Raw genomic sequence first — 22,930 nt, 5'->3', positions numbered from 1 at the left:
GTTGAAGGATACCATAGTGAATGAAATATCTGGATAAATCAAACCCCTTAAGAAAGAAAAACAGGAACTTTCTTAAGGGGTTTGAGCATTAAGGTTGTAGAAACCGAAAAAATCGGGTACAATTATCTCGAATTCGAAATAAAAAGAGGTGACGAAATGAATAGGAAAGAAAAAAGTTTACAAGCATTGATCGGTATTTTACGCACGAGTAGCACCTTAGAACAAATCGTTCGAAAAGATGTGGCCTGCTACGGATTAAACATGACGGAATTTTCTGTTCTAGAATTACTTTACCATAAAGGACGCCAAACAACACAAACAATTAAAAATAAAATTTTAATTGCGAGCAGTAGTACAACTTACGTGGTCGATCAATTAGAGAAAAAAGAACATGTCCGCCGAGATATTTGCCAAGAAGATAAGCGTGTAACCTATGTTGAAATCACGGAATCAGGGAAAGCCTTGATGGATGAAATTTTCCCCCTACACGCCAAGAAAATTGAGACCTGTTTTGGGAAGTTAACGGAAGATGAATTAGTCCAACTGAAGGAACTACTCAAAAAAGTAAGATAAATGAAAAGAGGAAATCACAATGAATGAAAGAGACTTACCACTAGGCATTCACCATGTGACGGCAATGACGAGTGATGTTGTTAAGAACTATGAATTTTTTACTGAAGTATTAGGTATGCGCCTTGTTAAAAAAACGGTCAACCAAGATGATATTCATACCTATCATACCTATTACGGTGATGATACCGGATCACCTGGTACAGCCATGACGTTTTTTGATTTTCCAAATAATCCAAAAGGGATCAAAGGAACGAACGCGATTACTCGAACGAGTTTCCGCGTACCAAATGATGCGAGCTTAGAATACTACCAAGAACGTTTTGCTAAATTTGATGTGAAACATGAAGCGATTACCACTGAATTTGGGAAAAAAGTATTGCGGTTCTGGGATTTTGACGAGCAAGCGTATCAATTGATTTCGGATGAAAACAATGTGGGAATGAAACCCGGAACGCCATGGAAAAAAGGTCCAGTACCGGAGAAATTTGCGATTTATGGTTTAGGTCCGGTTGAAATAACCGTGAGCTATTTTAACGATTTTAAAGAAATTTTTGAAGAATTACTTTCTTTTGAAGAAATCGCACAAGAAGGCAACCGTTATTTACTCGAAGTAGGTGAAAAAGGCAACGGCGCACAAGTTGTTTTAATTGAAGATGCGACGCAAAATATCGCACAACAAGGATATGGAGAAGTACACCATTTTGCGTTACGCTTAAAAGATGCGGCTTCGATTAAATTATGGATAACACGTTTAAATCAAGCGGGATTACCAAACTCTGGCTACGTGAATCGCTTCTATTTTGAATCATTATATGTTCGAATTGGTCATGTGCTAGTAGAGTTTGCGACGGATGAACCTGGATTTGTGACAGATGAACCTTACGAAACATTAGGAGAAAGCTTAGCGCTACCACCATTTTTAGAGCCAAATCGTGCGCACATCGAAAGTGTTATTCGTCCTTTTGATACGACAAGATAGGGGGATAAATATGAAAGAAATTATACCCGCAACATTGACACAACAAGAAAATTATAAATTATTGATTGGTTCGATTATTCCCCGCCCAGTTGCTTTAGTTACGACACAGTCTGCTCAAGGAATTGTGAATATCGCTCCTTTTAGTTTTTTTAATATTGTGAGCTCCAATCCACCCGTTGTTTCATTATCTGTTCAAAGAAAAAATGGGATCGAAAAAGATACAGCCCGCAATTTACGAGAGCAAGGCGAAGGTGTCATCCACATTTTAGACGAAGAGAACGTTTTTGAAGCGAATGAGACGGCGGCTAACTTAGCGCCAGAGGAAAGTGAACTATCCGTCGCGAAGTTGACACTCGTTCCCTCTTCAAAGGTGTTGACGCCTGGTTTACAAGAAGCCAAAGTTCGTTTTGAAGTCTCGGTTTTAGAAAGAATCGACATCAAAAAGGAAGAAACGGTTACAGCTGATTTCTTTTTATTACAAATTGAGAACTATGTGATTGCGGAAGAAGTCTACGAAGATGGGAAAATTAATCCTCATAAACTCGCACCCGTCAGTCGTCTCGCTGGTCAAGATTATAGCAAGCTGGGAGAAATTTTTTCATTAGCTCGCCCTAAATAAAAGAAGGTATCAGAGAAAAGTTCGCTTTTCTTTGGTACTTTTTTATTTTCTTTGCCTACTTCTTTGGTTTCTTGACACCTATCAATTTAGTTGATGCGTTTTACGATTACACTAAGGGTGTCAATAAGGAAGGAGATCAAGAAAATGAACATTCAACGTTTGATCAAGCAACACCAGAACCAGATTATTATCTTAAGTGGGGTCCTTGTAGCAAGTGCCATCATCAGTGACTATCTATTGAATCTTTCTCAAGTAGGTATGTGGACGATGATGTTAGCCTCGATTGTGGGTGGGATACCGATTATGATTCAAGCGTATCAAGCACTTCGAAATAAAGTGATTAGTATTGAATTACTAGTTTCAATCGCTGTTATAGGAGCGTTTTTTATTGGGGAATATTACGAGTCTGGAATCGTGACTTTTTTATTTTTATTTGGTGCATACTTAGAACGACGAACAATCGAAAAGACACGAAAATCTGTTAAGAGCTTAGTGGAGATGGCACCGACGACGGCCTTGTTAATAGATGAATCCGGAGAAGCCGAAGAGGTCGACATTGAATTCGTTGAAAAAGAGGATCGCTTATTAGTGAAAACGGGATCAAAAGTACCCGTAGACGGCCTTGTATTAGTTGGTGAAGGGTTTGTGGATGAAGCGACGATTACGGGGGAATCTTTTCCCGTCAAGAAAAAAGTTGGCGACCACGTTTTTGCGGGGACAATCTTGAATAACGGTACCTTACAAATTGAAGCCCAAAGAGTAGGGGAAGATACGACTTTTGGCAAGATCATTGAACTAGTCGAAGAGGCGCAAGATAGTAAGTCAGTGATGGAAAAATTCATTAATAAATTTTCAAAATATTACACCCCTGTAGTACTCATTTTTGCACTGGTGACGTATCTTTTCACCCAAGATATTCGCTTGGCTATCACAATTTTAGTGCTCGGTTGTCCAGGAGCCTTAGTCATCGGGGTTCCTGTGTCGAACGTAACAGGGATTGGGAACGGCGCCAAACATGGCGTACTCATTAAAGGCGGAGAAGTTATGGATCGAATGAATCAAGTCGATACGATGGTCTTTGACAAAACAGGAACGTTAACCCAAGGAACAACCGCAGTCACAACCTTTATTTCACTTGAAGAAGAAGAGGAAAAGTCGTTGGCCTACTTAATGGCAATCGAAAAAGAATCCGATCATCCGTTAGCCAAAGCGATTGTCGCTTATTTAGGCGAAAAAAATATTAGAAATCCTTATCCTGTCCAATCGACAACGGTCCTTGAAGGGCGTGGGATTCAAGCAATCGTTCAGGATGAAGAAGTTTTGATTGGGAATGAGCGTTTATTAAAGGAACAAGCGTTGACGATTGCACCAAAGACACAAAAAGAAATTCAAGCAATCAAAGAACAAGGCAACTCCATTGTTCTCGTCACAGTGAGTGGGGAATTAAGGTTTGTGATAGGCGTCTCCGATGAGATTCGTCCGGAGGCAAAAAAGGCACTGATGAAACTTCGTAAAATGGGAATTAAACGATTTGTGATGTTGACGGGCGATAATCAGATCACGGCCCAAGCGGTAGCAACACAACTAGGAATTGATGAGGTGAAAGCCGAATTGTTACCAGCAGATAAAGTCAAAGAAGTGCAAAAATTAAAAGATACGGGGCATATCGTGGCTTTTGTGGGGGATGGTATCAACGACTCGCCCTCGATTGCACTAGCGGATATTGGGATTGCGATGGGTTCAGGCACCGACGTCGCGGTTGAAACGTCTGATATTGTCTTAATGCGCTCGAGTTTTGATGAGTTAGTGCATGCTTTTGGTTTAACAAGAGCGACCATTTTTAATATGCGTCAAAATATTGGCATCTCGTTAGCCACTGTTGGCCTTTTATTTGTCGGACTATTTGCCGGATTCATCTACATGGCATCAGGCATGTTTGTGCATGAAGCCTCGATTTTGTTCGTGATTTTAAATGGCTTACGTTTGATGAAGTTTCGTGTGAAATAACAGAAATGTTCGAGTGTCTCCTAAGATACTGTCTTGGAGCATGCTGTCGACTTCATTCGTATAAAATCACTCCTAGGAGTCGTGTTTTGCGGTGTGACTATGAAGTTGAAAAAAACTCAGAAGGAAATTGAGAGACCTCCCTAAGTTAGCGCTTATCGTCTAACTTGAGGAGGTCAAATCTATTTATTCCTGAGGCTTATTATGGTTAAAAGGGTGTCTTAGAATGGCTACTGATGACGGCAATTTTTTGAAAAATGACTATCGTTCCTCATAACGACTTACGAAGGAAAATCAGGAATCACGTTTCGAACAATTTTAATATCTTCAAAATGATTTTCAATCATCATGCCATTTTCAATCAGATACAAACTTGTGTACGATTGACCATCTTCATCAAAAGTATAAGTGACATCAACCCAATTACCGTTTAATTGTTTGACACGATATTCGCCAGTCATTGCTTGACCACGACCTTGAGAAAATGTCTCGAATGTCCCATCAGGGTTGTAATTCCAAGTATTATGAAACTCGATGCCTTCTTTAATGGTCCAAGTGCCTAGAATCGTTGTGTTGAAATCAACAGGCGTCGTTTGGATGTCATTTTGAAAAACATCCGTTGATAAATAGGCCTCTGTCACGTTTCCTAAACGGTTAAATTGACCCAAGTAACCAAAGCCCATCTTTGTGGAGTCTTGATTAAAGTTCGCGATAAAATACGTACCGATTCCGTCGATATTTTCATTGAATCCATAGAGTTTAAGAAGTTGTGTGTCTTCAAAATCAGCTGCAACGGTCAATGTGCCAGAACTATTAATTTCTCCAGTTAGTTGCCAAGTCCCATCCGATTGAACAGTGAGTGTTTGATTCTCTTGTTTCCAAGTGCCGACGATATTACGTCTTGTCTCTATGGGAACTGGAATTTCTGAATGACTTTCGGAAATTTGAGTCGTTTCAGTCGAAGAAGAAGAGCTTGATTCTTCGGTTGTAGTTGAACTTGTCATTTCGCTTGAAGAACTGCTACTAGAAGGTGGGGTTGGGGTAGTACGACAGGCGCTAAAAAACAATAATAGAAATAACAATGATAATGAGAGCCGTTTCATTTTTATCATCCCCTTTTGTTCATTATACTTCTTTTCTTTCTTAATCAAAAACAATATGGTATAACAGATAAGGAATCATTTAAGGAGGAATTTTATTGAAGAAGCAAGAACAAGTACAACGATTAAAAGAGACACTTTATGTGACGTTAGGAGCATTTATTTTAGCGATTAGTGTGAACTTAATTTTTTTACCTAATCAAATTGTCGCAGGCGGCGCAAGTGGCTTAAGTATCGTGTTGAATGAGTTATTCGGCTGGAACGTCGCCTTAACCTTATATGCGATTAATATTCCGCTCTTAATTTTATGTTTTTTACTTTTAGGCAAAGATGTTGGATTAAAAACGATTTATGGAAGCTTAATTAATCCTTTTTTTATTGCGATTACGGGATCATTACCTCCGTTAACGAATAATATTTTTTTAGCAACCTTGTATGGTGGCGTGTTGACTGGAATTGGCTTAGGCCTTGTTTTTCGGGGAAATGCTTCAACGGGTGGCTCAGCTATTATTTCACAAATTGTGAATAAGTATTTTAAGATCTCTTTAGGGGTTTCTGTTTTCGTAGTAGATGGTTTTGTCATTGCGACGGCTCTTTTCGTGTTTACAAAAGATACGGTTTTATTTTCTCTGATTAGTCTTTTCATTATTGGTCGTGTGATTGACCGCGTTCAAGTAGGCGTCTTACGTTCGAAAAACTTATTTATTATCTCGGAAAAATATGAAGCCATTCATCAAATGTTCATTAAAGAATTAGATAAAGGCGTTACCCTTTTGCCGATTGAGGGTGGTTATACTCAAAAACAAGGGAAAATTATTATGACTGTGATTCCTGAAAAAGAATTTATGGCAATCAAAGAAGCGATCTTAGCGATTGATGAAACGGCCTTTTTTGTTGCATTAGATGCAAGTGAAGTCAATGGTCGTGGTTTCAGTGTGAAACGTATGATGGAAGATTATAGTGTCGAAATCTAAAAAAAGTTTAAGGCGGCCTTCAAAGAGAGATTGTTTCGTTCTCTGTTTGAAGGCCGCCTCATCGTTTATCTTGTGCTTTTTATAGAAATGTTATTTAATTTTACGACAAACTAAGTAAAATATGGTTACCCGCTGGATCGATCGTTAAAAAGTTTTCTCCTTTTTCAACGACAGACCCACCTAAAGCAATCACGTTTTGGATGGCTGTTTCTCTAGCAGTTGCATCTGGATAGACAATCGTGTAAAAGTCTAAGCCTGTACTATTTTCAGGAGGCGTTGGCGCGCCCACACCCATCCAAGTGTTTAAAGCGATGTGGTGATGATAATTTCCTGTAGAGAGGAATAGCGCTTGATCGCTATAGCGACTCGCAATCGCAAAGCCCAGACCTTTGACGTAAAAATCTGCTGTGGCTTGTAATTCTGAAACGTATAAATGAATATGTCCCATAATGGTTTTTGCAGGAAGACCTTGCCAACCCTCGGGATTTCTTAACGTTAACAAGTCATGCCCATTAATCGGATCAATGGTCATTTGTACGCCATCTTCTAACCAGGTCCATTCATCAGCCTGACGATCCGTATAAATTTCAATTTCATTGCCATCAGGATCGGCAATATACAATGCTTCACTTACAAGATGATCAGATGCGCCATAAGGAAGACCTGTTGTAATAAAGTGTGCGAGTAAATCGGCTAAATCCGAGCGTTTAGGTAATAATAAAGCAAAATGATACATACCAGTTGTTCGTTGTGGGCGTTGTGTTACATGAGCAGGTTGATTAATGGTCAAGAGTGATGTCGAACCATCTGCCGTGAAATCAACCGAGGTTGCTGTTTGATTTAAAATTTTAAAGCCAAGCATTTCAGTATAAAAAGGGATTGAGCGGTTTAAATCCATGACGTTCAGTGTAACGTGTCCTACGTAAGCTTGTGGTGATTGATGAAAGTTGTTCATAATAATATTCCTCCAATATTCGTTTGTATATGCAAATGACACTTGAAAAAAAAAGAGCGATGTCACTCTTCTTTTAAGATTTCGCTGGATTCATAAAGCATTTTTGCGAGTAAAGCACTCTCTTTTTCACCTATTTTTTCTTGGTATGCTTTCGACAAACGATCAAATCCTGCTTCAATCGTTTCTTGTAAGGCGTACCCACTGTCCGTTAAGTGGATATGGGTTTCTTTTCCCTGACTTGTACGAGTAACCAGTGCCGCATCTTCTAATTTATTAATAAAGCGAGTACTGGTTGACGGTGCAATATCTAATTTTTCGCACAATTTTTTTTGGGTAATATTAGGATATTGTGCGACCAAAATTAATAAATAGGCGTAGTTAGGAGAGAGATTAATATCGACAAAGGCTTCTTCTGCTAATTTTGTCATTGCGCGCGCAAAACGATTAGCATTAAAAAATAAGCATTCAGTTAAAGCAGAATCATCTATTTTCATAATTTCACGTCCTCATTTGTACATACAATTTAATATATAAAAATAAGCGTGTCAAAAACAATGCTCACCTTTATCAAATGGCTGATGGAATGAATCGATAAGAGAATGAATCACTAAAAAACTAAGTGGTTCCCATCGAGACGAAGAGAATCACTTAGTTATGACAATGGTTTATTCTTCTTTTGGAAGCTGGTTGTTGAGGTCGGTACGCACAACGAGCACATCACAAGGTGCGTGGCGAATCACATATTCTGAAACAGAACCAATAAACAAACGCTCAACGGCATTTAGACCCGTAGCACCTAACATAATTAAATCAATTTGATGTTCGCTCGGAACGTATTTGGCAATGACTGTTTTAGGTGACCCATATTCAATCAATGTTTTAATTGAAGTAAGGCCTTGTTTTTTTGCAGTTTCTTCATATTCAGCTAACGATTCTTTTGCCATATCGGTTGCTTGTTCTGCTAACATCGTGTCAAAAGACGTCATTGTTTGAAAAGCACGTGCGTCGATGACATGAAGTAAAACCAATTCCGCATTATTACGTTTTGTGACGTTAATCGCCTTTTTAAAAGCGAGCTCTGCTTCTTTTGAGCCGTCAACGGCGACCATGATTCGATTGTATTGTTGTAACATATTGACCACATCCTTCTATCCTTTTCTTTATTGTAAGCTATTTCAAAGGAATTGCCAAATATCTAAGTAGAACTTATTTTATTTTTTTAGAAAATTGATAGCTAAACAAACCAGAGACGAACATCATTAGCGCAATAAAATACAAAGCGCCATCTCGTTGAATAAAAGGTGAAAAACCAAATGCGAGTAACGCTAAACAAAGGAATAAAAAGCCGTAACGAGCTAAAAATTGTTTGTTACTTTCGTGATCAGCGGCCAATAGTGCTAGGAAAATGGTTTGTTTTTTTAATAAGAAAAAGGCAAAGACACTTAAAAATAGACCAATGAGAATAAAAATAATAAAAATCATCTGGAAGTAATTCCTTTCAAGGTTATAATATAACTAGTATAGAAGAAGGCGTAACGAGATGCAAACGGAGGATGAAAAAAATAGTTCTCGGTAACTTGGAAGCGCCAGTGTGACACCAGAAGTAAAAAAGAGAAGGAACGGTGAACAGATGCCAGTGTTTCAAAAATTCGAAAAAATCATTGGACAAGCAGTCGATATTTTAATCGGAATCCTCATTATCGTGGTATTAATCGCGATGGGTGAGAGTATTTATATGATGATTCAACACGTCATTCCATTGACAGAAATTGGAGAGATGAGTTACTTAATTGAAGAAATTGCGACCATGTTTATTTTACTTGAGATTATTTTGATGTTATTAAAGTATATTAAAGATGACCATCACATCCCGATTCGTTATTTGGTCTTAATTAGTATGACGGCTATTTTACGCGAGTTATTATTAGAGCATGGTGGTGGAATTGACACACTTTATTTATCGCTCGCGATTTTAGTGCTAGTGGTTGTCTTAATTTGTTTTGAAAAAATGACTTCTTTTACATCGATTGAAGATGAAGGTGATGAAAAAATTATCTGATTCAATCGGTCATCCCAAAAGAAAAACCCTCTTATTCAGGAGAATAAGAGGGTTAATTGTTCAAAAAAAGTGGGTTACCGTTGATGCCGTTTCTTGTCCCGGAGTATTGATCCCGCAAGTTCAAGCAGGTGGGTTCCACGGTCAAAGTATCGAACTACCAAGTGAAAAGGCGTGTTACTAACTTTAACACCGGACGGATCCCAAGATATCAATAAAAATGTTCGGTCAACACTAAAGTGGGATAACTCGTACATCACAGATTCCCCACTTCCATAGTAGCACAGGATTTAAAATCACGCAATAGGTAGGTACTATGGAATGAAAGCGTTTTTTAAGATGATGATTTTTTTTTCCACTCTTGAAGTTGTTGCAAGCGAGAAGCGAGTGCTTGCTCGTATTTTCCGGTTGATTTAGGTAAATAGTAACGCGCATGCTTGAGCGAATGTGGCAAATATTGTTGGTTGACCCAGCCACGTTCGTTTTGATGTGGATACTGATAACCGACACCCCGACCTAACGTTTTCGCCCCTTGATAATGGCTATCTTTTAAATGATCAGGAACGCTACCGGCTTTGCCTTGTTTAATGTCGCCGAGTGCGCGATCAATTGCTGTAATGGCGGAATTTGACTTAGGTGATAGACAAAGATCAATCACAGTCTCCGCTAACGGAATTCGTGCTTCGGGGAACCCGAGTTTTTCTGCTGCTAAAACGGCATTCACTGTGCGAGAGGCGGCCCCTGGATTGCCAAGACCAATATCTTCATACGCAATGACTAATAATCGTCGACAAATAATCGTCAAGTCCCCAGCTTCCACTAATCTGGCTAAATAGTGAAGGGCAGCATCGACATCACTGCCACGGATTGATTTTTGTAACGCGGAGATAACATCGTAGTGCGCGTCACCATCTTTATCATGCGTGAGCGCTTTTCGGCGAATGCATTCTTCGATAATCGGAAGGGTTAGTTGAATTTCTCCTGCTTCATTAGGAGGCGTGGAGCGAACGGCTAGTTCTAAGCCGTTTAAAGCACTCCGTAAATCGCCGTTCGTTCCCCGTGCCAAATGGAATAATGCGGCTTCTTCAATGGTAACAGGATAATCCCCTAATCCATTGACCTTATCTTGCAAAGCGTGTTCCACCGCTTGTAAAATATCTTCTTTTGTTAAGGGAAGCACTTCAAAAATTTGTGTTCGACTTCGAATCGCTGGATTGATAGCGATGTAGGGATTTTCGGTTGTCGCGCCAATTAATATTAGTCGGCCACTTTCAAGATGAGGCAAGAGAAAGTCTTGTTTCGTTTTATCGAGTCGATGCACTTCATCTAACAATAAGATGACCGTGCCACTCATTTTGGCTTCTTCGGCGACAACTTGTAAATCTTTTTTTGTATCGGTCGCCGCATTTAACATACGAAAAGCATAACGCGTTGAGCCAGCGATGGCACTCGCAATACTAGTTTTCCCTGTTCCTGGAGGCCCATATAAAATCATCGAGGATAGCATCTTGGCTTCGACCATCCGCCGAATCACTTTTCCGGGCCCAACTAATTGTTTTTGTCCAACGACTTCATCGAGATTTTTCGGACGCATCCGATACGCGAGTGGTTGTTGCATGGGACATTCCCCTTTCTACAAAATCATAGTACTAGTATAACATAGGACAAATCACGACGGGTTATTTCACATTCTCTTTGATTCTTAATAGCGTTAAAGCCAAGAATTGTGTAGAATGATAATAGGTGAGATGAATGAACGAATGGATGGAACAATTTCAAACACAAACGACCGAAGAAATTGCCGAAAGTCTAATTGGGATGTATCTGGAGCACTGTTTACCGGATGGGATAGTAGGTGGCTATATTGTGGATTGCGAAGCGTACCTTGGACCAGAAGATGAAGCGGCTCATAGTTACGGCATGCGTGATACGCCGCGCTTAAAAGCGATGTATCAAGAACCAGGCACGATTTATTTGTATTCGATGCATGGTAATTTAATTTTGAACATTGTGACACAAAACATCGGAATACCTCAAGGCGTAATGATTCGAGGGCTGGAACCGATTGACGGTATAGAACAGATGCAAGTAAGACGAGGGAAGACGGGATCAGAACTTTCCAATGGCCCCGGAAAACTTGTCGCCGCATTAGGCATCACCAAAGAACTTTATGGCCGGTCTATTTTTACGAGTCCGCTTCGGCTCGTTCCTGAGAGAAAACGACAACCTAAAAAGATTGTACGGCTCCCTCGTATTGGGATTCCTAATAAGGGGCCTTGGACGAACGCCCCGTTACGCTACGTCGCGTGGGGGAATCCATATGTGACAAATATTCGCAAAAAAGAAATCGATGACCATTATGGTTGGTCGTATGAATGAATAGAAAAGAGGAAAAAAAATGGCAAAAGAAACAATGTTACATTTCTTAGATGAACAATTAACCAAAAAAATGTCCGATTATGAGGTGGCAATTGATTGGGATAACCGGAATCACACGATTGAATTAGTTTTTTTACTCTTTGCTGAAAATAAAGAACAATGGTTGATTGACGATGCGACGGGTGTCGGTTCAGAAGAAGAAGTGATTGAATTTGAAGATAGTATTTTGTTATACGATCCCGTCAAATCAAAGATAGATCCAGATGACTACTTAGCGTGTCTACCATATGCCGGTAAAAAAGGAATGAAAAAAAGTGAACTCGTCGGTCTAGTAGACTACATCAAAGAAATACTCGATGAAGGACAAGGAGACTTGCTTGATTTTCTCGACCAAGAAGAGACGGATGTTTTTGAACTGCATTTTGATGAAGCACGATATGCCCAAATCGTTGCAGCCTATAAAGGTCCAGACCAAATGATCCCTTACCCAAGTTACTAAAAGGAGCGTACAGCAATGAAGTGGAATGAAGTAAAAATTGAAACAGCCAGTGAAGCGGTTGAAGCCGTGGCGAATATTTTGATGGAAGCTGGGGCAAGTGGCGTCGCTATTGAAGATACCCTTGATATTGAAAACTTTAAAAGTGATCAATACGGTGAGATATTAGATAAAGAAACATATACACGTTTAGAAGAAGGCGCGCTAGTGATGGCTTATTTCCCTGAAACCATTTTTCTGCCAGAAGTGATGCCTTTTATTACGACGCGCGTGAATCAATTACCTGAATTTGGCTTAGCCATTGGGAAAAATCAATTGACAGTGAGTGAAGTGGCGGATGAAAATTGGGCAACAGCTTGGAAGAAGTATTATCATCCGGTACGCGTGACGCGTTATTTAACCATTGTTCCGAGTTGGGAAAAGTATGAAGCACGCGATGCGGTTGAAAAAATTATTACATTAGATCCCGGGATGGCCTTTGGAACAGGAACGCATCCGACAACCAATTTGACCCTTCAAGCTCTTGAGGTTACCTTGCGCGGAGGCGAAACGGTTTTAGATGTCGGCACAGGATCGGGCGTTTTAAGTATTGCGAGTAAATACTTAGGTGCCAACGACGTATATGCCTACGATTTAGATGAAGTCGCTGTTCGCTCGGCGCAAGAAAATATGGATTTAAATCCAATCGCAAAAGATGTCACGGTTGAAGCCAATGATTTATTACAAGGCGTGACGATTGAAGCGGATATCATTGTGGCGAATATTTTAGCCGATATTATCTTACTCATGTTGCCGGATGCTTGGCGCTTGTTAAAGCAAACAGGGAAACTCATCGTATCAGGAATCATTGAAAACAAAAAGCAACTAGTCATTGATGCTGCACAAGCGCAAGGCTTTGTCGTTACGCAAATTTTACAACAAAAAGACTGGTATGCGATTATTCTAGGAAAACCAGAGGAAGACTAAGATGCAACGCTATTTTTTAACAGATCCATATGAAGCGAAGTCTGAATATGAAGTGACCGGCGAAAGTTATCACCATATGGTACGAGTGATTCGAATGAGTAAAGGCGATCACGTGTACTTAGCTTTTGCCAACCAAATCACGATTGTCGCAGAAATTACGGCTGTTTTAACGGATAAGGTTTTGCTAAAAGAAATCGAAAAAGAACATCAGGAAAAAGAATTACCTGTTCATATCACGATTGCTTCAGGCTACCCAAAAGGCGATAAATTAGAGTGGATCATTCAAAAAGGCACGGAACTAGGGGCACATGACTTTATCGGCTTTCCTGCACAAAGTTCTGTGGTAAAATGGGACGATAAAAAACGAGTGAAAAAACAACAACGATGCGAAAAAATTGCGCAAGAAGCGGCCGAGCAATCCCATCGTCAAGTAACACCCCAAGTGACGCTACTGGCTACGGCACAAGAATTTTATCAACGCTTAGCCGAATACGATGAAATTGTGGTGGCTTATGAAGAAGCAGCCAAGGCTGGTGAAAAAAGTCAACTCGCAAAAGTGTTAAGTCAGACTGTTCCGGGTGCGAAAATCCTCGCGATTTTTGGGCCTGAAGGTGGTTTGACACCCAAAGAAATTGACCTGTTGACTGCTCAAAAAGCAGTGCTTTGTGGCTTAGGGCCACGTATTTTACGTTGTGAGACAGCGCCGCTTTATTTTTTAAGTGCGGTGAGTTATCAATTAGAATTACAGTAAAAGACTTGTTCGATTGAGGAGAGAGAATTGAAAAACCTTCTGAAAATTTGTATAATAACGCTGTAAGATTCGATTAAAAGAGTACATACAATACTGTAGTGTCTGGGAGCTTCCCAGACCTTTTTATTAAGGAGGGTTCTCGATGGCAAAAGAAGTCATTTTAACTGGACCGAATGTGATCAAGTTAGTATCATTTTATATGAGTGAAGAACACACAAAATTTGTTGAAAAAGCGTTAGATTATGCAACAAAAGCGCATGAAGGGCAATTCCGTAAATCGGGAGAACCTTATATTATCCATCCGATTCAAGTAGCGGGTATTTTAGCGGAACTCCACATGGATCCCCATACTGTCGCAACCGGTTTTTTACACGATGTGGTGGAAGATACCGATGTGACGTTAGAAGATCTGGTCCAAGAGTTCGGGAAAGACGTAGCGATGTTGGTCGATGGCGTTACCAAGTTAGGGAAAATTCAGTATAAATCCCATGAAGAACAACTCGCTGAAAATCACCGCAAAATGTTAATTGCAATGGCACAAGATTTACGGGTTATTATGGTGAAATTAGCCGATCGTCTTCACAACATGCGAACGCTGAACCATTTAAGAGAAGATAAACAGCGACGCATTGCCCAAGAGACGATTGAAATTTATGCACCCCTGGCACATCGATTAGGGATTAGTCGCATTAAATGGGAACTCGAAGACCGAGCATTACGCTATTTAAATCCGAATCAGTATTATCGCATCGTGCACTTAATGCAAACCAAGCGTGAAGAACGGGAAACCTACGTCGAAGGAACCGTCGAAGAAATTCGTATCGCAACCGAAGAATTAGATATTTATGCCGAAATTTACGGTAGACCAAAGCATATCTATTCGATTTATCGCAAGATGGTCGATAAGAAAAAACAATTTGACGAGATTTATGATTTGTTGGCGATTCGGGTTATTGTCGATTCGATTAAAGATTGTTATGCGGTACTTGGCACGATTCATACGAAATGGAAACCGATGCCCGGACGTTTTAAAGATTATATTGCAATGCCAAAAGCCAACATGTATCAGTCGCTTCATACGACGGTCATAGGACCAAAAGGCACGCCAATTGAAATCCAAATTCGTACCCATGAAATGCATGAGATTGCCGAATTTGGGGTCGCCGCTCACTGGGCTTATAAAGAAGGTGTAACGGAGAAAGCGAAGCCGGATAAAATGACGCAACAAGTTGGCTGGTTTAAAGAATTGCTTGAACTACAAGATGAAAGTTTTGATGCATCTGAATTTATGGAAGGCGTTAAAGGAGATATTTTCAGTGATAAAGTCTATGTCTTTACCCCTAAAGGCGATGTTTCCGAATTGCCTCAAGGATCAGGTCCACTAGATTTTTCATACAATATTCATACGGATATCGGGAACAAAACGGTGGGGGCAAAAATTAACGGTAAAATTGTCCAACTTGACTATAAATTAAAAAATGGCGATATTGTCGAAATCTTAACGTCGGCTAATTCCCTTGGCCCAAGTCGTGATTGGTTGAAATTAGTCGCAACGAGTAAAGCGAAGAACAAAATCCGTCGCTTCTTTAAAACGCAAGGTCGAGAAGAAAACGTCGAAAAAGGGCGCGACATGGTGATTAAGTGTCTGCAAGAGATGGGCTTTGTCCCAAAAGAAGTCTTAACGAAGACCCGTATGCAAGAAGTCATTGGTCGTTATAACTATAATACAGAAGATGATTTATTTGCGGCAATTGGCTATGGCGAATTGAGTCCAACGACGTTTGCCAATCGCATCACCGAACAAGAACGTAAAGAAAAAGAACAAGAAAAAGAAAAACAAAAAATACAAGAATTGATCAACCAACCAGTTGAAAAGAAATCCGATAAGATGAAGATTCGTCATGAAGGTGGCGTCGTCATTCAAGGCGTGCAAAACTTATTGATTCGGATCAGTCGTTGTTGTAATCCGGTCCCAGGCGATGACATCGTGGGCTATATTACGAAAGGCCGCGGTATTTCCATTCACCGCGCGGATTGTCCAAACATCGTCAACTCCAAAGAGCAAGCAGAACGCTTAATCGAAGTTGAGTGGGAAGACACGGGCAATAGCAACAAGGAATACGATGCGGATTTAGAAATTTATGGATTTGATCGTTCAGGCTTGTTAAATGATGTCCTGCAAACAGTTAATACGTTATCTAAGCGAATTTCCAGTGTGGAAGCGCGCGCGGATAAAGAAAAAAATGCGACCATCCGTTTGACCGTGTCCATTCAAAATTTAGAACATTTACAACAAATTGTAACGAAAATCAATCAAATTCCTGACGTTTATAGCGTTGAACGGACGAAAGGATAGATCATTTCATGCGTGCAGTCATTCAACGAGTCTCACAAGCAAGTGTGGCAATTGATGGTGAAATTGTCGGAGAAATTCAGCAAGGATTCATGATTTTACTAGGCATTCATGAAACGGATACGTCAGCAGATGTCGAGTATCTTGTCCGCAAAATTCAAAAATTACGGATTTTTGAAGATGAACACGGGAAAATGAATGTCGATATTCAGGCTGTTTCAGGAAGCATCCTAAGCATTTCACAATTTACACTCTACGCGGAGACAAAAAAAGGCAATCGCCCGAGTTTTATTCAAGCGGCTCGACCAGAACAGGCGATACCGTTATATGAACAATTTAACCAACAATTAGAAGCAACAGGAATTCCTGTTGCGACAGGTGAATTTGGTGCGCAAATGCAAGTGTCCCTTGTCAATGACGGACCTGTGACCATCATCATCGACTCAAAAGAAAAATAAGCATAAAGTACTATAAGAAATAGTAAAGAAAAGCTAAAACCTTACAACTTTGTTAGACAGAGGAAGGTTTTAGTTTTTTTATTATAAATGTTGTTATATCAAGGAAAGGACTGAATAAAAGATACAGCAAGTGAATCGTCCATATTTTTAGAAAGAACAGATAATATTAAAACGATTGTAAGACAAGTTGAACTATGGAATAATATAGAAAAGTGAATTTGGAGGGGAAAAGAATGAATTTTTGGCAACGAGGATTAAAAAGTGTGACACGACGAAAAGGGCGCTCCTTTATTTTGTTTTTAGTCATCTTTATTTTAGGAAATGTGATTGCTGGTGCTGTCTCGATTCAACAATCAACTAAAAATGTTGAAATTGAAACGAAGAAACAAATGGGTGCTCAAGCGACCATTGACATGGATTATGAACAATTTGATAAAGACTACAATGCTAATCCAGAAAAGTTTGAAGATGATAGTGAGTGGTTTTCTGCGCCAAGCTTAAAAGAATTAGAAGCGGTTGGGCAATTACCTTATGTGAAATTTTTTGATTATTCGATTCCAGGTTACATGGGAACAAATAAAGTTAAAGCCTATTCGCCAGAAGACGGCAGTGTTTCATATGGTGGTGCCGCAAAATATCAATTTAATCTAAAAGGTGTCAATCGTAAAGAGATTGTCGATGCGGAAGAAGGCTATATCAAAATCGTGGAAGGGTCGACTTTTAGCGACAAAGATATTACGGATGGGATGCAACGTGTCATCATTAGTAAAGAAGTCGCTGAATTAAATAATCTTTCAGTTGGTGATCAACTTGTTTTTGACGTAACGGGTGAATATTATAACGAAGAAGACATGATGCGTGAGGATGAAGGCACAGACGAAGGCGAAATGACGGATGATGGAGGTCTCAATGAACCGGAAGTCATTACGTTTGATTTCCCAACGGAAGTCGTGGGGATTTTTACGGTCGTTAAAAAAGAAGAAACGAAAGAGAAAACACCCGAAGAAGTTTCAAATGAAAGCTGGCAAGCCATGGAGCAAATTAATACGATTTATGCACCAAATAAGCTAGTTCAATCACTCAATGCACAGATGCAAGAAAAAATTTGGAAAATGCCATTAGAAGATGTCGCGGGCAATGAGTATTATCAATCAACCTATATCTTAAATTCGATTGATGACTTAGAAGCCTTTCGGGAAGAAGCCAATGCACTGATTACGAAAGAATATTATCACGTGGTGGCTTCAAGTGATCAATATGATCAAATTGCCGGTGGGATGCAAAAATTAGGAAAAATTTCTGGCTATGTCGTGATCATTGCAGTTGCTGCAGCATTAATGATTATTTCCTTGATTGTTTTATTATTCTTACGTGATCGTAAGCATGAGTTAGGAATCTATCTCTCATTAGGAGAGAGCCGCGCGAAAATTATCGGCCAAATTTTAGTCGAGTTGTTACTCACTAGTGCGTTAGCATTAATCCTTTCATTAATTACTGGGAATTTACTTGCTAGTGGAATTTCAGGATCCTTACTTCAAATGGATTGGTTAAATGGGGCGCAAGATGGCGTCATGTATTATGGTAATATGATGGGAAATAATATTACGACCGAAGAAATTCAAAATGCCTATAACGTTACTTTTTCATTAGGATATATCGTGAGTTATTTACTCATTGGTTTAGGTACGGTCTTACTGTCCGTGATTGTCCCATTATTGTATATTTTACGTTTAAATCCGAAAAAAATTATGATGTAAGGAGGAATTTCAATGAGTTTATTAGAAACCAAAAATGTCGATTATTATTATCAAGATGGCGATCAGCGTCGCTATATTCTAAAAGATGCTTCTGTCGCGTTTGAAAAAGGAAAATTGTATTCGATTCTAGGGCAATCAGGTTCCGGTAAGACAACGTTCTTATCCTTAATTAGCGCGCTAGATGCACCAAAGGAAGGAACCGTCTTACTAGAAGATAAGGATATTAAAGAAATCGGTTATGATTATTTCCGACGCAATAAAATTAGTATTATTTTTCAAAGTTATAATCTCGTTCCTTATCTAACAGCAGCTGAAAATGTCTTAGTTCCAATGTCGATTACTGATAATGAATTGCCAGCGAATCATCAAGAAGTAGCGTACAATTTATTAGATTATATTGGGATTACGAAAGACAAAGCCAATCGCTTAGTCAACCAATTATCTGGGGGCGAACAACAACGTGTGGCGATTGCCCGGGCATTAGCTACGAATGTCGATATTATTTTAGCGGATGAGCCAACAGGGAATCTGGACGAAGAAATGGAACAAGAAATTGTTGATATTTTCAAAGAGCTAGCCCACACACATAATAAATGTGTCATCATGGTGACACACTCGAATGAAATTGCGCAACAAGCAGATGAACGATTATATTTGCGTAAAGGTGTGTTAAAGACCGATGAGTGATTTTTTAACGAATTTTACGAAAGAAAAATATGACGGCAAAAAACAAGGAGAAACGACGGAAGACAATGCGTCCGTCGTTTCAGATGAGATGCCGCAAAAACCACAAGAAGAAGTATTTGAACAACCAGTGACGAAAGAGGAAATCCACGACGACGACAATCAACCAAACACTGCCGAACCGGTTGATGAACAACCAAGCCGGTCCAGACGTAATCAACAAGCAACGGCAAACGTCAGTCGTTTTCAAACGGAAGAGACTGAATTTGATCCGACTTATAAGAAAAAACAACAAAGAAAATATCTCTTTATTGGTCTTGGATCAGCTCTTGCGCTGATTTTAGCGATTTTTACATACTATCAATTATCCTACGTCAAAGTTCCGGATTTCACCTCTAAAGAAATTGCGGAAGTCCGAACTTGGGGAAGTGAATCAGGAGTCAAAATTGAAGTCGCACAAGAATATAACTTTGAAGAAGAGATTAATCATGTGATCACGCAAGGTGTCAAAGCGGATAAAAAAATTCGCAAAGGTAAGATCCTGAACGTAACGGCTAGTCTTGGCCCAGATCCTGAGGAAAAAATTACCTTACCGAATTTTTCGACGCTCACCAAAACCGAAGCTGCAGATTGGATTTTGGAAGAAAAAGCTGAGAATGTGACGCTCATCGAAAACTACGATGATTCAATCAAAAAAGGTGTCTTTATTAAGCAAGAATTTGCAAGTAAAGAACTCAAAGCAGAAGATTACAAAAGAAAAGATCGCTTGATGGTTTACTATTCGAAAGGAAAAGAAGTCTTTGAAAAGAATATCGAAGTGATTGATTTCACCGGGAAACCGCTCGCAGAAGTAGAAGAATGGGCGAAGAAAAATGAAGTGAAAATAAAAATTGTCAAAGATTTTTCAAACACGGTAGCCGATGGCGTGACAATCTCACAAGAAATTGCAAAGGGAACGAAAATTGGAAAAGATGAGGTCTTGACCATTCACCTTTCAAAAGGAAAAGCGATCGAAATTCCAGATTATAGTCAGTATACGATGGAAGAAGCGACAACTATTGAAACCAAAATTCCCGTTGTGATTAAAAGCCTGTACTCGGATTACGTTGCCTATGGCCAATTTATTAGTCAGTCCGTTGAAGCGGGCAAGCAATTTAACGAGACAGATACGATTCCACCCGTGACGGTCGTTTATTCGCAAGGAAAACCATATATGAAAGATTTACGTGGTTCGGTGAGTGAAGGCGATTTGCCAAAATTATTCTTTGATGAATTTGAGTCAAAGGGCGCGAATATTTACTATTCGATTTATTACGTCGATTCAGCTGAACCAAAAGGAACCGTCGTTGAAATGAGTACTTACGGTCAATTTATTTCGTTAGAATCAACGATTTGGATTGGTATTAGCTTAGGCAACCTTACAACAAGTTTACCAGATGTACAAGACACGCCCGATCCTGAACTACAAGGCTTAAGTGATACTGGCGCCGAAACAGACGTAAGTGTAGAAGCGACACCATGAACAATTAATTATTGAGAAAGGGACTGTGACTGTTGTCATGGTCTCTTTCGTTTTTATGGTTCTTCGGCAAATTGGCTCTTCACCAAATGGTGTTGTTGGAATCTCACGCTACCCTATGAAAAATCGCCTTGTGTGAGGGCTGCGAGACCGCTTCGAGCCTGCCTCTCTCAGCTCGAAAGCTTCAAACTCTAGGTAAGTGCTGAAGCACGAACCTAGAGTGATTCACATTTCGTCTTTTGACGCAGCTGACACAAGGCATTTTTCTCCGGTCCGCTAGTGTTGCTTCTCTTTTGGATACTTGTTTTGTCAAAAAATGAAAGAAATAATCAAATAAAATAGTTTAATGATGTATGCATTAACACTAAAAATAATATACCTAGAAAAGTGTTGAAAACTGATACGAATGTCCGTCATCAATACTAAAAGTTATACAACCGTTTTTATGAACGTTTGTCGGTTAATCGGTTGATAAGGGTCTGCTCTTTTGAATGTACCGCCCGTTTCTCAGAGTAAAATGATTTTTTCAACTATTCCTTTTATTTGTTTTTGTGGAGAGAAGGATTATGATGGTGATAGACAGAACAAAGGGGGACGAGTGCATGAAAAAAAGAATGATTGTGTTTGGGGGTACGGGTGTTTTTGGTCAAGCGTTTATTCCACTGGCGCTAGCACAAGGATATCAAGTGACAAGCGTTTCGCCAAGTGGTACGCCAAAAGAATTTGCGACGTGGCAATCAGAAGTTGAGTGGCGTCGCGCAGACATTTTAACGTCCACCAAGTGGCATCAGTGGCTTGAAACCGCTGATATCTTAGTCGATGCCATTGGAATTATCCAAGAAAAGCCAAAACAAGCACGCACGTATCAACGTTTTAATGCGGAAACGGCAGAAATATTAGCCAGGGAAAGTAAGAAAGCCGGCGTTTGGGTATTTGTCTATTTATCGGCACAACGGTTTACCACGCTATTTTTAAAAAAATATTTTCAATCAAAAAAAATGGCGGAAGAAAAAATCCAACGGTTCTATCCCAAAGCGATTATTGTTCGTCCTAGTTTGTTAGTCAATAAGACCCGTAAACTAACATTTGTATTTTTGGCGCTGGGTCCGTTCATTCGCTTACTCTTTCCAACTTTTCGTCCAGCGTTGGTAGAGGACGCTGCAAAAGAAGTTCTCCAACAAATTCAAAAGCAAGTACGTGATACGAAATCGTTACACTAAATCATAAAGAAGCCATCCGCGCATTTTCGGATGGCTTCTTTTAATCATTTAAATTTCTTAGACGCTTTCATTATTAGCTATTGGCATTTTCTTGCTTTTTGACAAGAGAGGGAGATGTGCCGAAATGTTTCTTGAACGATTTACTAAAGTGGTACGCATCTTCATACCCCACCGCCTTCGCGACTTCTTTGACCGTCAAATCATCAGTCGTGAGGAGCTCATGGGCTTTTTTCAACCGGATTTGAATGAGATAATTAATGGGAGAGACACCCGTTAAATCTTTGAAAATTTTAGATAAATAAGTCGGACTAACATAATAAAGCGTTGCCAACTGTTCAATCGAAATGTCTTTCGCGTAGTTATTTTCCATATACGTCATAATGAGTTGGACGACTTGATGCATCCGATCGTTTTGACTCGCTTGCGTTTCATCAGATAGTCGTTCTTTTTTTTCTAAACTCCGCAAAATTAAAATCATCATTTCCATTACGAGCGCTTTACCCATTAGATTAAAATTCGTCTGTTGCTGATTAAATTCCTCAATCAATTGCCAAGCCTTATCAAAAATTTTTAGCTGACTGTCTTGCATGGAAAGTAACGATTGGGTTGTTGGGAAATGGTTTTGTGCCAAACCGTGTAATTTAAAATTGCGAATGCCGATATGTAGTTGATGTGAGTAGGTATTCAATAATTGCTTCTCGGCATGATCGACACCAGGATTAAATAACAAAATATCCCCGCTACGAACCGTTCGCCATTCATTGTCAATTAAATATAAGGATTCTCCTTGTAAAATAATCGAGATTTCAAAAAAATCATGGTGATGAATCATGTTTTCATTGTCTGGTTGGTTCCAAAGATCAAAAGCATATAAAATTTCTGGTTCAAAACATTGTAAATTCATGGGATCTCCTTAGCATTCTTCAAAAATTTCTTCTGTTCTAATTATACCCTAAACATACGTGAAATTGAGTAAACAACTAAGCATTCGTTAAAAAAAGACATAGAAATTTCCATGCCTTAAGTAAGATATTCCATTCTAATTAAGCGTGTAAGTTGTATGATAGGACTAGTAAAAAAGAGAAAG

At 39.4% G+C, this 22,930-nt stretch carries 23 protein-coding genes and 1 other RNA gene; 16 read left to right on the top strand and 8 right to left on the bottom strand.

Going from position 1 to position 22,930, the window contains the following annotated elements; translation table 11 throughout:
• The first annotated feature begins 156 nt into the window (after positions 1-156).
• The 4 genes from IGI68_RS02190 to IGI68_RS02175 all read left to right on the top strand — a co-directional run bounded on the left by IGI68_RS02190 (position 157) and on the right by IGI68_RS02175 (position 4,178).
• Complete coding sequence (locus tag IGI68_RS02190; RefSeq protein WP_071874418.1) at positions 157-573, top strand: MarR family winged helix-turn-helix transcriptional regulator; 417 nt, start codon at positions 157-159, stop codon at positions 571-573.
• Positions 574-592: 19 nt separating this feature from the next.
• Complete coding sequence (locus IGI68_RS02185; protein ID WP_071874419.1) at positions 593-1,552, top strand: ring-cleaving dioxygenase; 960 nt, start codon at positions 593-595, stop codon at positions 1,550-1,552.
• A 10-nt stretch (positions 1,553-1,562) separates the two neighbouring features.
• Complete coding sequence (locus IGI68_RS02180; protein ID WP_438730059.1) at positions 1,563-2,171, top strand: flavin reductase family protein; 609 nt, start codon at positions 1,563-1,565, stop codon at positions 2,169-2,171.
• Between the two features lie 144 nt (positions 2,172-2,315).
• The gene (locus tag IGI68_RS02175; RefSeq protein ID WP_438730056.1) at positions 2,316-4,178 is read left to right on the top strand and encodes a heavy metal translocating P-type ATPase; all 1,863 of its coding nucleotides are present in this window, start codon (positions 2,316-2,318) and stop codon (positions 4,176-4,178) included.
• Between the two features lie 278 nt (positions 4,179-4,456).
• On the opposite strand, the gene IGI68_RS02170 is transcribed toward IGI68_RS02175, so the two are convergent.
• Positions 4,457-5,179, bottom strand: a complete 723-nt coding sequence (locus IGI68_RS02170; RefSeq protein WP_438730053.1) for a hypothetical protein — start codon at positions 5,177-5,179, stop codon at positions 4,457-4,459.
• Positions 5,180-5,373: 194 nt separating this feature from the next.
• On the opposite strand from IGI68_RS02170, the gene IGI68_RS02165 reads away from it, so the two are divergent.
• A complete protein-coding gene (locus tag IGI68_RS02165) occupies positions 5,374-6,249 on the top strand; it encodes a YitT family protein (RefSeq protein WP_438730050.1) in 876 nt (291 codons plus the stop codon).
• 100 nt (positions 6,250-6,349) lie between these two features.
• Here IGI68_RS02165 and IGI68_RS02160 read toward each other — a convergent pair whose 3' ends face one another.
• The 4 genes from IGI68_RS02160 to IGI68_RS02145 all read right to left on the bottom strand — a co-directional run bounded on the left by IGI68_RS02160 (position 6,350) and on the right by IGI68_RS02145 (position 8,686).
• Entirely contained in the window at positions 6,350-7,204 is an 855-nt protein-coding gene (locus IGI68_RS02160; protein WP_438730047.1) for a VOC family protein, read from the bottom strand.
• A 62-nt stretch (positions 7,205-7,266) separates the two neighbouring features.
• Entirely contained in the window at positions 7,267-7,698 is a 432-nt protein-coding gene (locus tag IGI68_RS02155) for a MarR family winged helix-turn-helix transcriptional regulator (RefSeq protein ID WP_071874425.1), read from the bottom strand.
• Between the two features lie 171 nt (positions 7,699-7,869).
• A complete protein-coding gene (locus IGI68_RS02150) occupies positions 7,870-8,337 on the bottom strand; it encodes a universal stress protein (protein ID WP_273231144.1) in 468 nt (155 codons plus the stop codon).
• A gap of 73 nt (positions 8,338-8,410) precedes the next feature.
• Positions 8,411-8,686, bottom strand: a complete 276-nt coding sequence (locus tag IGI68_RS02145; protein ID WP_438730042.1) for a hypothetical protein — start codon at positions 8,684-8,686, stop codon at positions 8,411-8,413.
• Positions 8,687-8,834: 148 nt separating this feature from the next.
• Between IGI68_RS02145 and IGI68_RS02140 the strand changes: the two genes are divergently transcribed.
• On the top strand, positions 8,835-9,263 hold the full coding sequence (locus IGI68_RS02140) for a phosphate-starvation-inducible PsiE family protein (RefSeq protein WP_071874428.1): 429 nt from the start codon (positions 8,835-8,837) through the stop codon (positions 9,261-9,263).
• Between the two features lie 70 nt (positions 9,264-9,333).
• Here the strand turns inward: IGI68_RS02140 and ssrS are convergent.
• A non-coding RNA gene (gene ssrS / locus IGI68_RS02135) (6S RNA) lies at positions 9,334-9,528 on the bottom strand.
• 66 nt (positions 9,529-9,594) lie between these two features.
• On the bottom strand, positions 9,595-10,878 hold the full coding sequence (locus IGI68_RS02130; RefSeq protein WP_438730038.1) for a replication-associated recombination protein A: 1,284 nt from the start codon (positions 10,876-10,878) through the stop codon (positions 9,595-9,597).
• Positions 10,879-11,012: 134 nt separating this feature from the next.
• On the opposite strand from IGI68_RS02130, the gene IGI68_RS02125 reads away from it, so the two are divergent.
• The 10 genes from IGI68_RS02125 (at position 11,013) to IGI68_RS02080 (ending at position 21,843) form a co-directional block, all read left to right on the top strand.
• Positions 11,013-11,639 (top strand): DNA-3-methyladenine glycosylase, encoded by a 627-nt coding sequence (locus tag IGI68_RS02125; protein ID WP_438730035.1) that lies wholly within the window; start codon positions 11,013-11,015, stop codon positions 11,637-11,639.
• Positions 11,640-11,658: 19 nt separating this feature from the next.
• Positions 11,659-12,138 (top strand): DUF3013 family protein, encoded by a 480-nt coding sequence (locus IGI68_RS02120; RefSeq protein ID WP_071874431.1) that lies wholly within the window; start codon positions 11,659-11,661, stop codon positions 12,136-12,138.
• A 15-nt stretch (positions 12,139-12,153) separates the two neighbouring features.
• The gene (prmA, locus tag IGI68_RS02115; RefSeq protein ID WP_071874432.1) at positions 12,154-13,101 is read left to right on the top strand and encodes a 50S ribosomal protein L11 methyltransferase; all 948 of its coding nucleotides are present in this window, start codon (positions 12,154-12,156) and stop codon (positions 13,099-13,101) included.
• Between the two features lies 1 nt (position 13,102).
• Entirely contained in the window at positions 13,103-13,852 is a 750-nt protein-coding gene (locus tag IGI68_RS02110) for a 16S rRNA (uracil(1498)-N(3))-methyltransferase (protein WP_273231156.1), read from the top strand.
• A 142-nt stretch (positions 13,853-13,994) separates the two neighbouring features.
• Positions 13,995-16,208: a RelA/SpoT family protein gene (locus IGI68_RS02105; protein WP_438730030.1), complete on the top strand. Its 2,214-nt coding sequence runs from the start codon at positions 13,995-13,997 to the stop codon at positions 16,206-16,208.
• A gap of 8 nt (positions 16,209-16,216) precedes the next feature.
• A complete protein-coding gene (gene dtd, locus IGI68_RS02100; protein WP_071874435.1) occupies positions 16,217-16,663 on the top strand; it encodes a D-aminoacyl-tRNA deacylase in 447 nt (148 codons plus the stop codon).
• 233 nt (positions 16,664-16,896) lie between these two features.
• Positions 16,897-18,420: an ABC transporter permease gene (locus IGI68_RS02095; protein WP_438730026.1), complete on the top strand. Its 1,524-nt coding sequence runs from the start codon at positions 16,897-16,899 to the stop codon at positions 18,418-18,420.
• A 12-nt stretch (positions 18,421-18,432) separates the two neighbouring features.
• Positions 18,433-19,107, top strand: a complete 675-nt coding sequence (locus tag IGI68_RS02090; protein WP_071874437.1) for an ABC transporter ATP-binding protein — start codon at positions 18,433-18,435, stop codon at positions 19,105-19,107.
• A complete protein-coding gene (locus IGI68_RS02085; protein ID WP_438730022.1) occupies positions 19,100-20,626 on the top strand; it encodes a PASTA domain-containing protein in 1,527 nt (508 codons plus the stop codon). Before IGI68_RS02090 ends, IGI68_RS02085 begins: the two co-directional genes overlap by 8 nt.
• Positions 20,627-21,225: 599 nt before the next feature.
• Positions 21,226-21,843, top strand: coding sequence for an NAD-dependent epimerase/dehydratase family protein (locus IGI68_RS02080; protein WP_438730019.1), 618 nt, complete (start codon positions 21,226-21,228; stop codon positions 21,841-21,843).
• A 73-nt stretch (positions 21,844-21,916) separates the two neighbouring features.
• Here the strand turns inward: IGI68_RS02080 and IGI68_RS02075 are convergent, their stop codons facing one another.
• Complete coding sequence (locus IGI68_RS02075) at positions 21,917-22,747, bottom strand: helix-turn-helix transcriptional regulator (RefSeq protein WP_071874440.1); 831 nt, start codon at positions 22,745-22,747, stop codon at positions 21,917-21,919.
• Between the last annotated feature and the right edge of the window lie 183 nt (positions 22,748-22,930).

It is taken from the genome of Enterococcus sp. DIV1314a, from assembly GCF_051713805.1.
Taxonomy (GTDB): domain Bacteria; phylum Bacillota; class Bacilli; order Lactobacillales; family Enterococcaceae; genus Enterococcus_I; species Enterococcus_I aquimarinus.
This window is presented reverse-complemented; position numbering and strand designations above follow the sequence as displayed.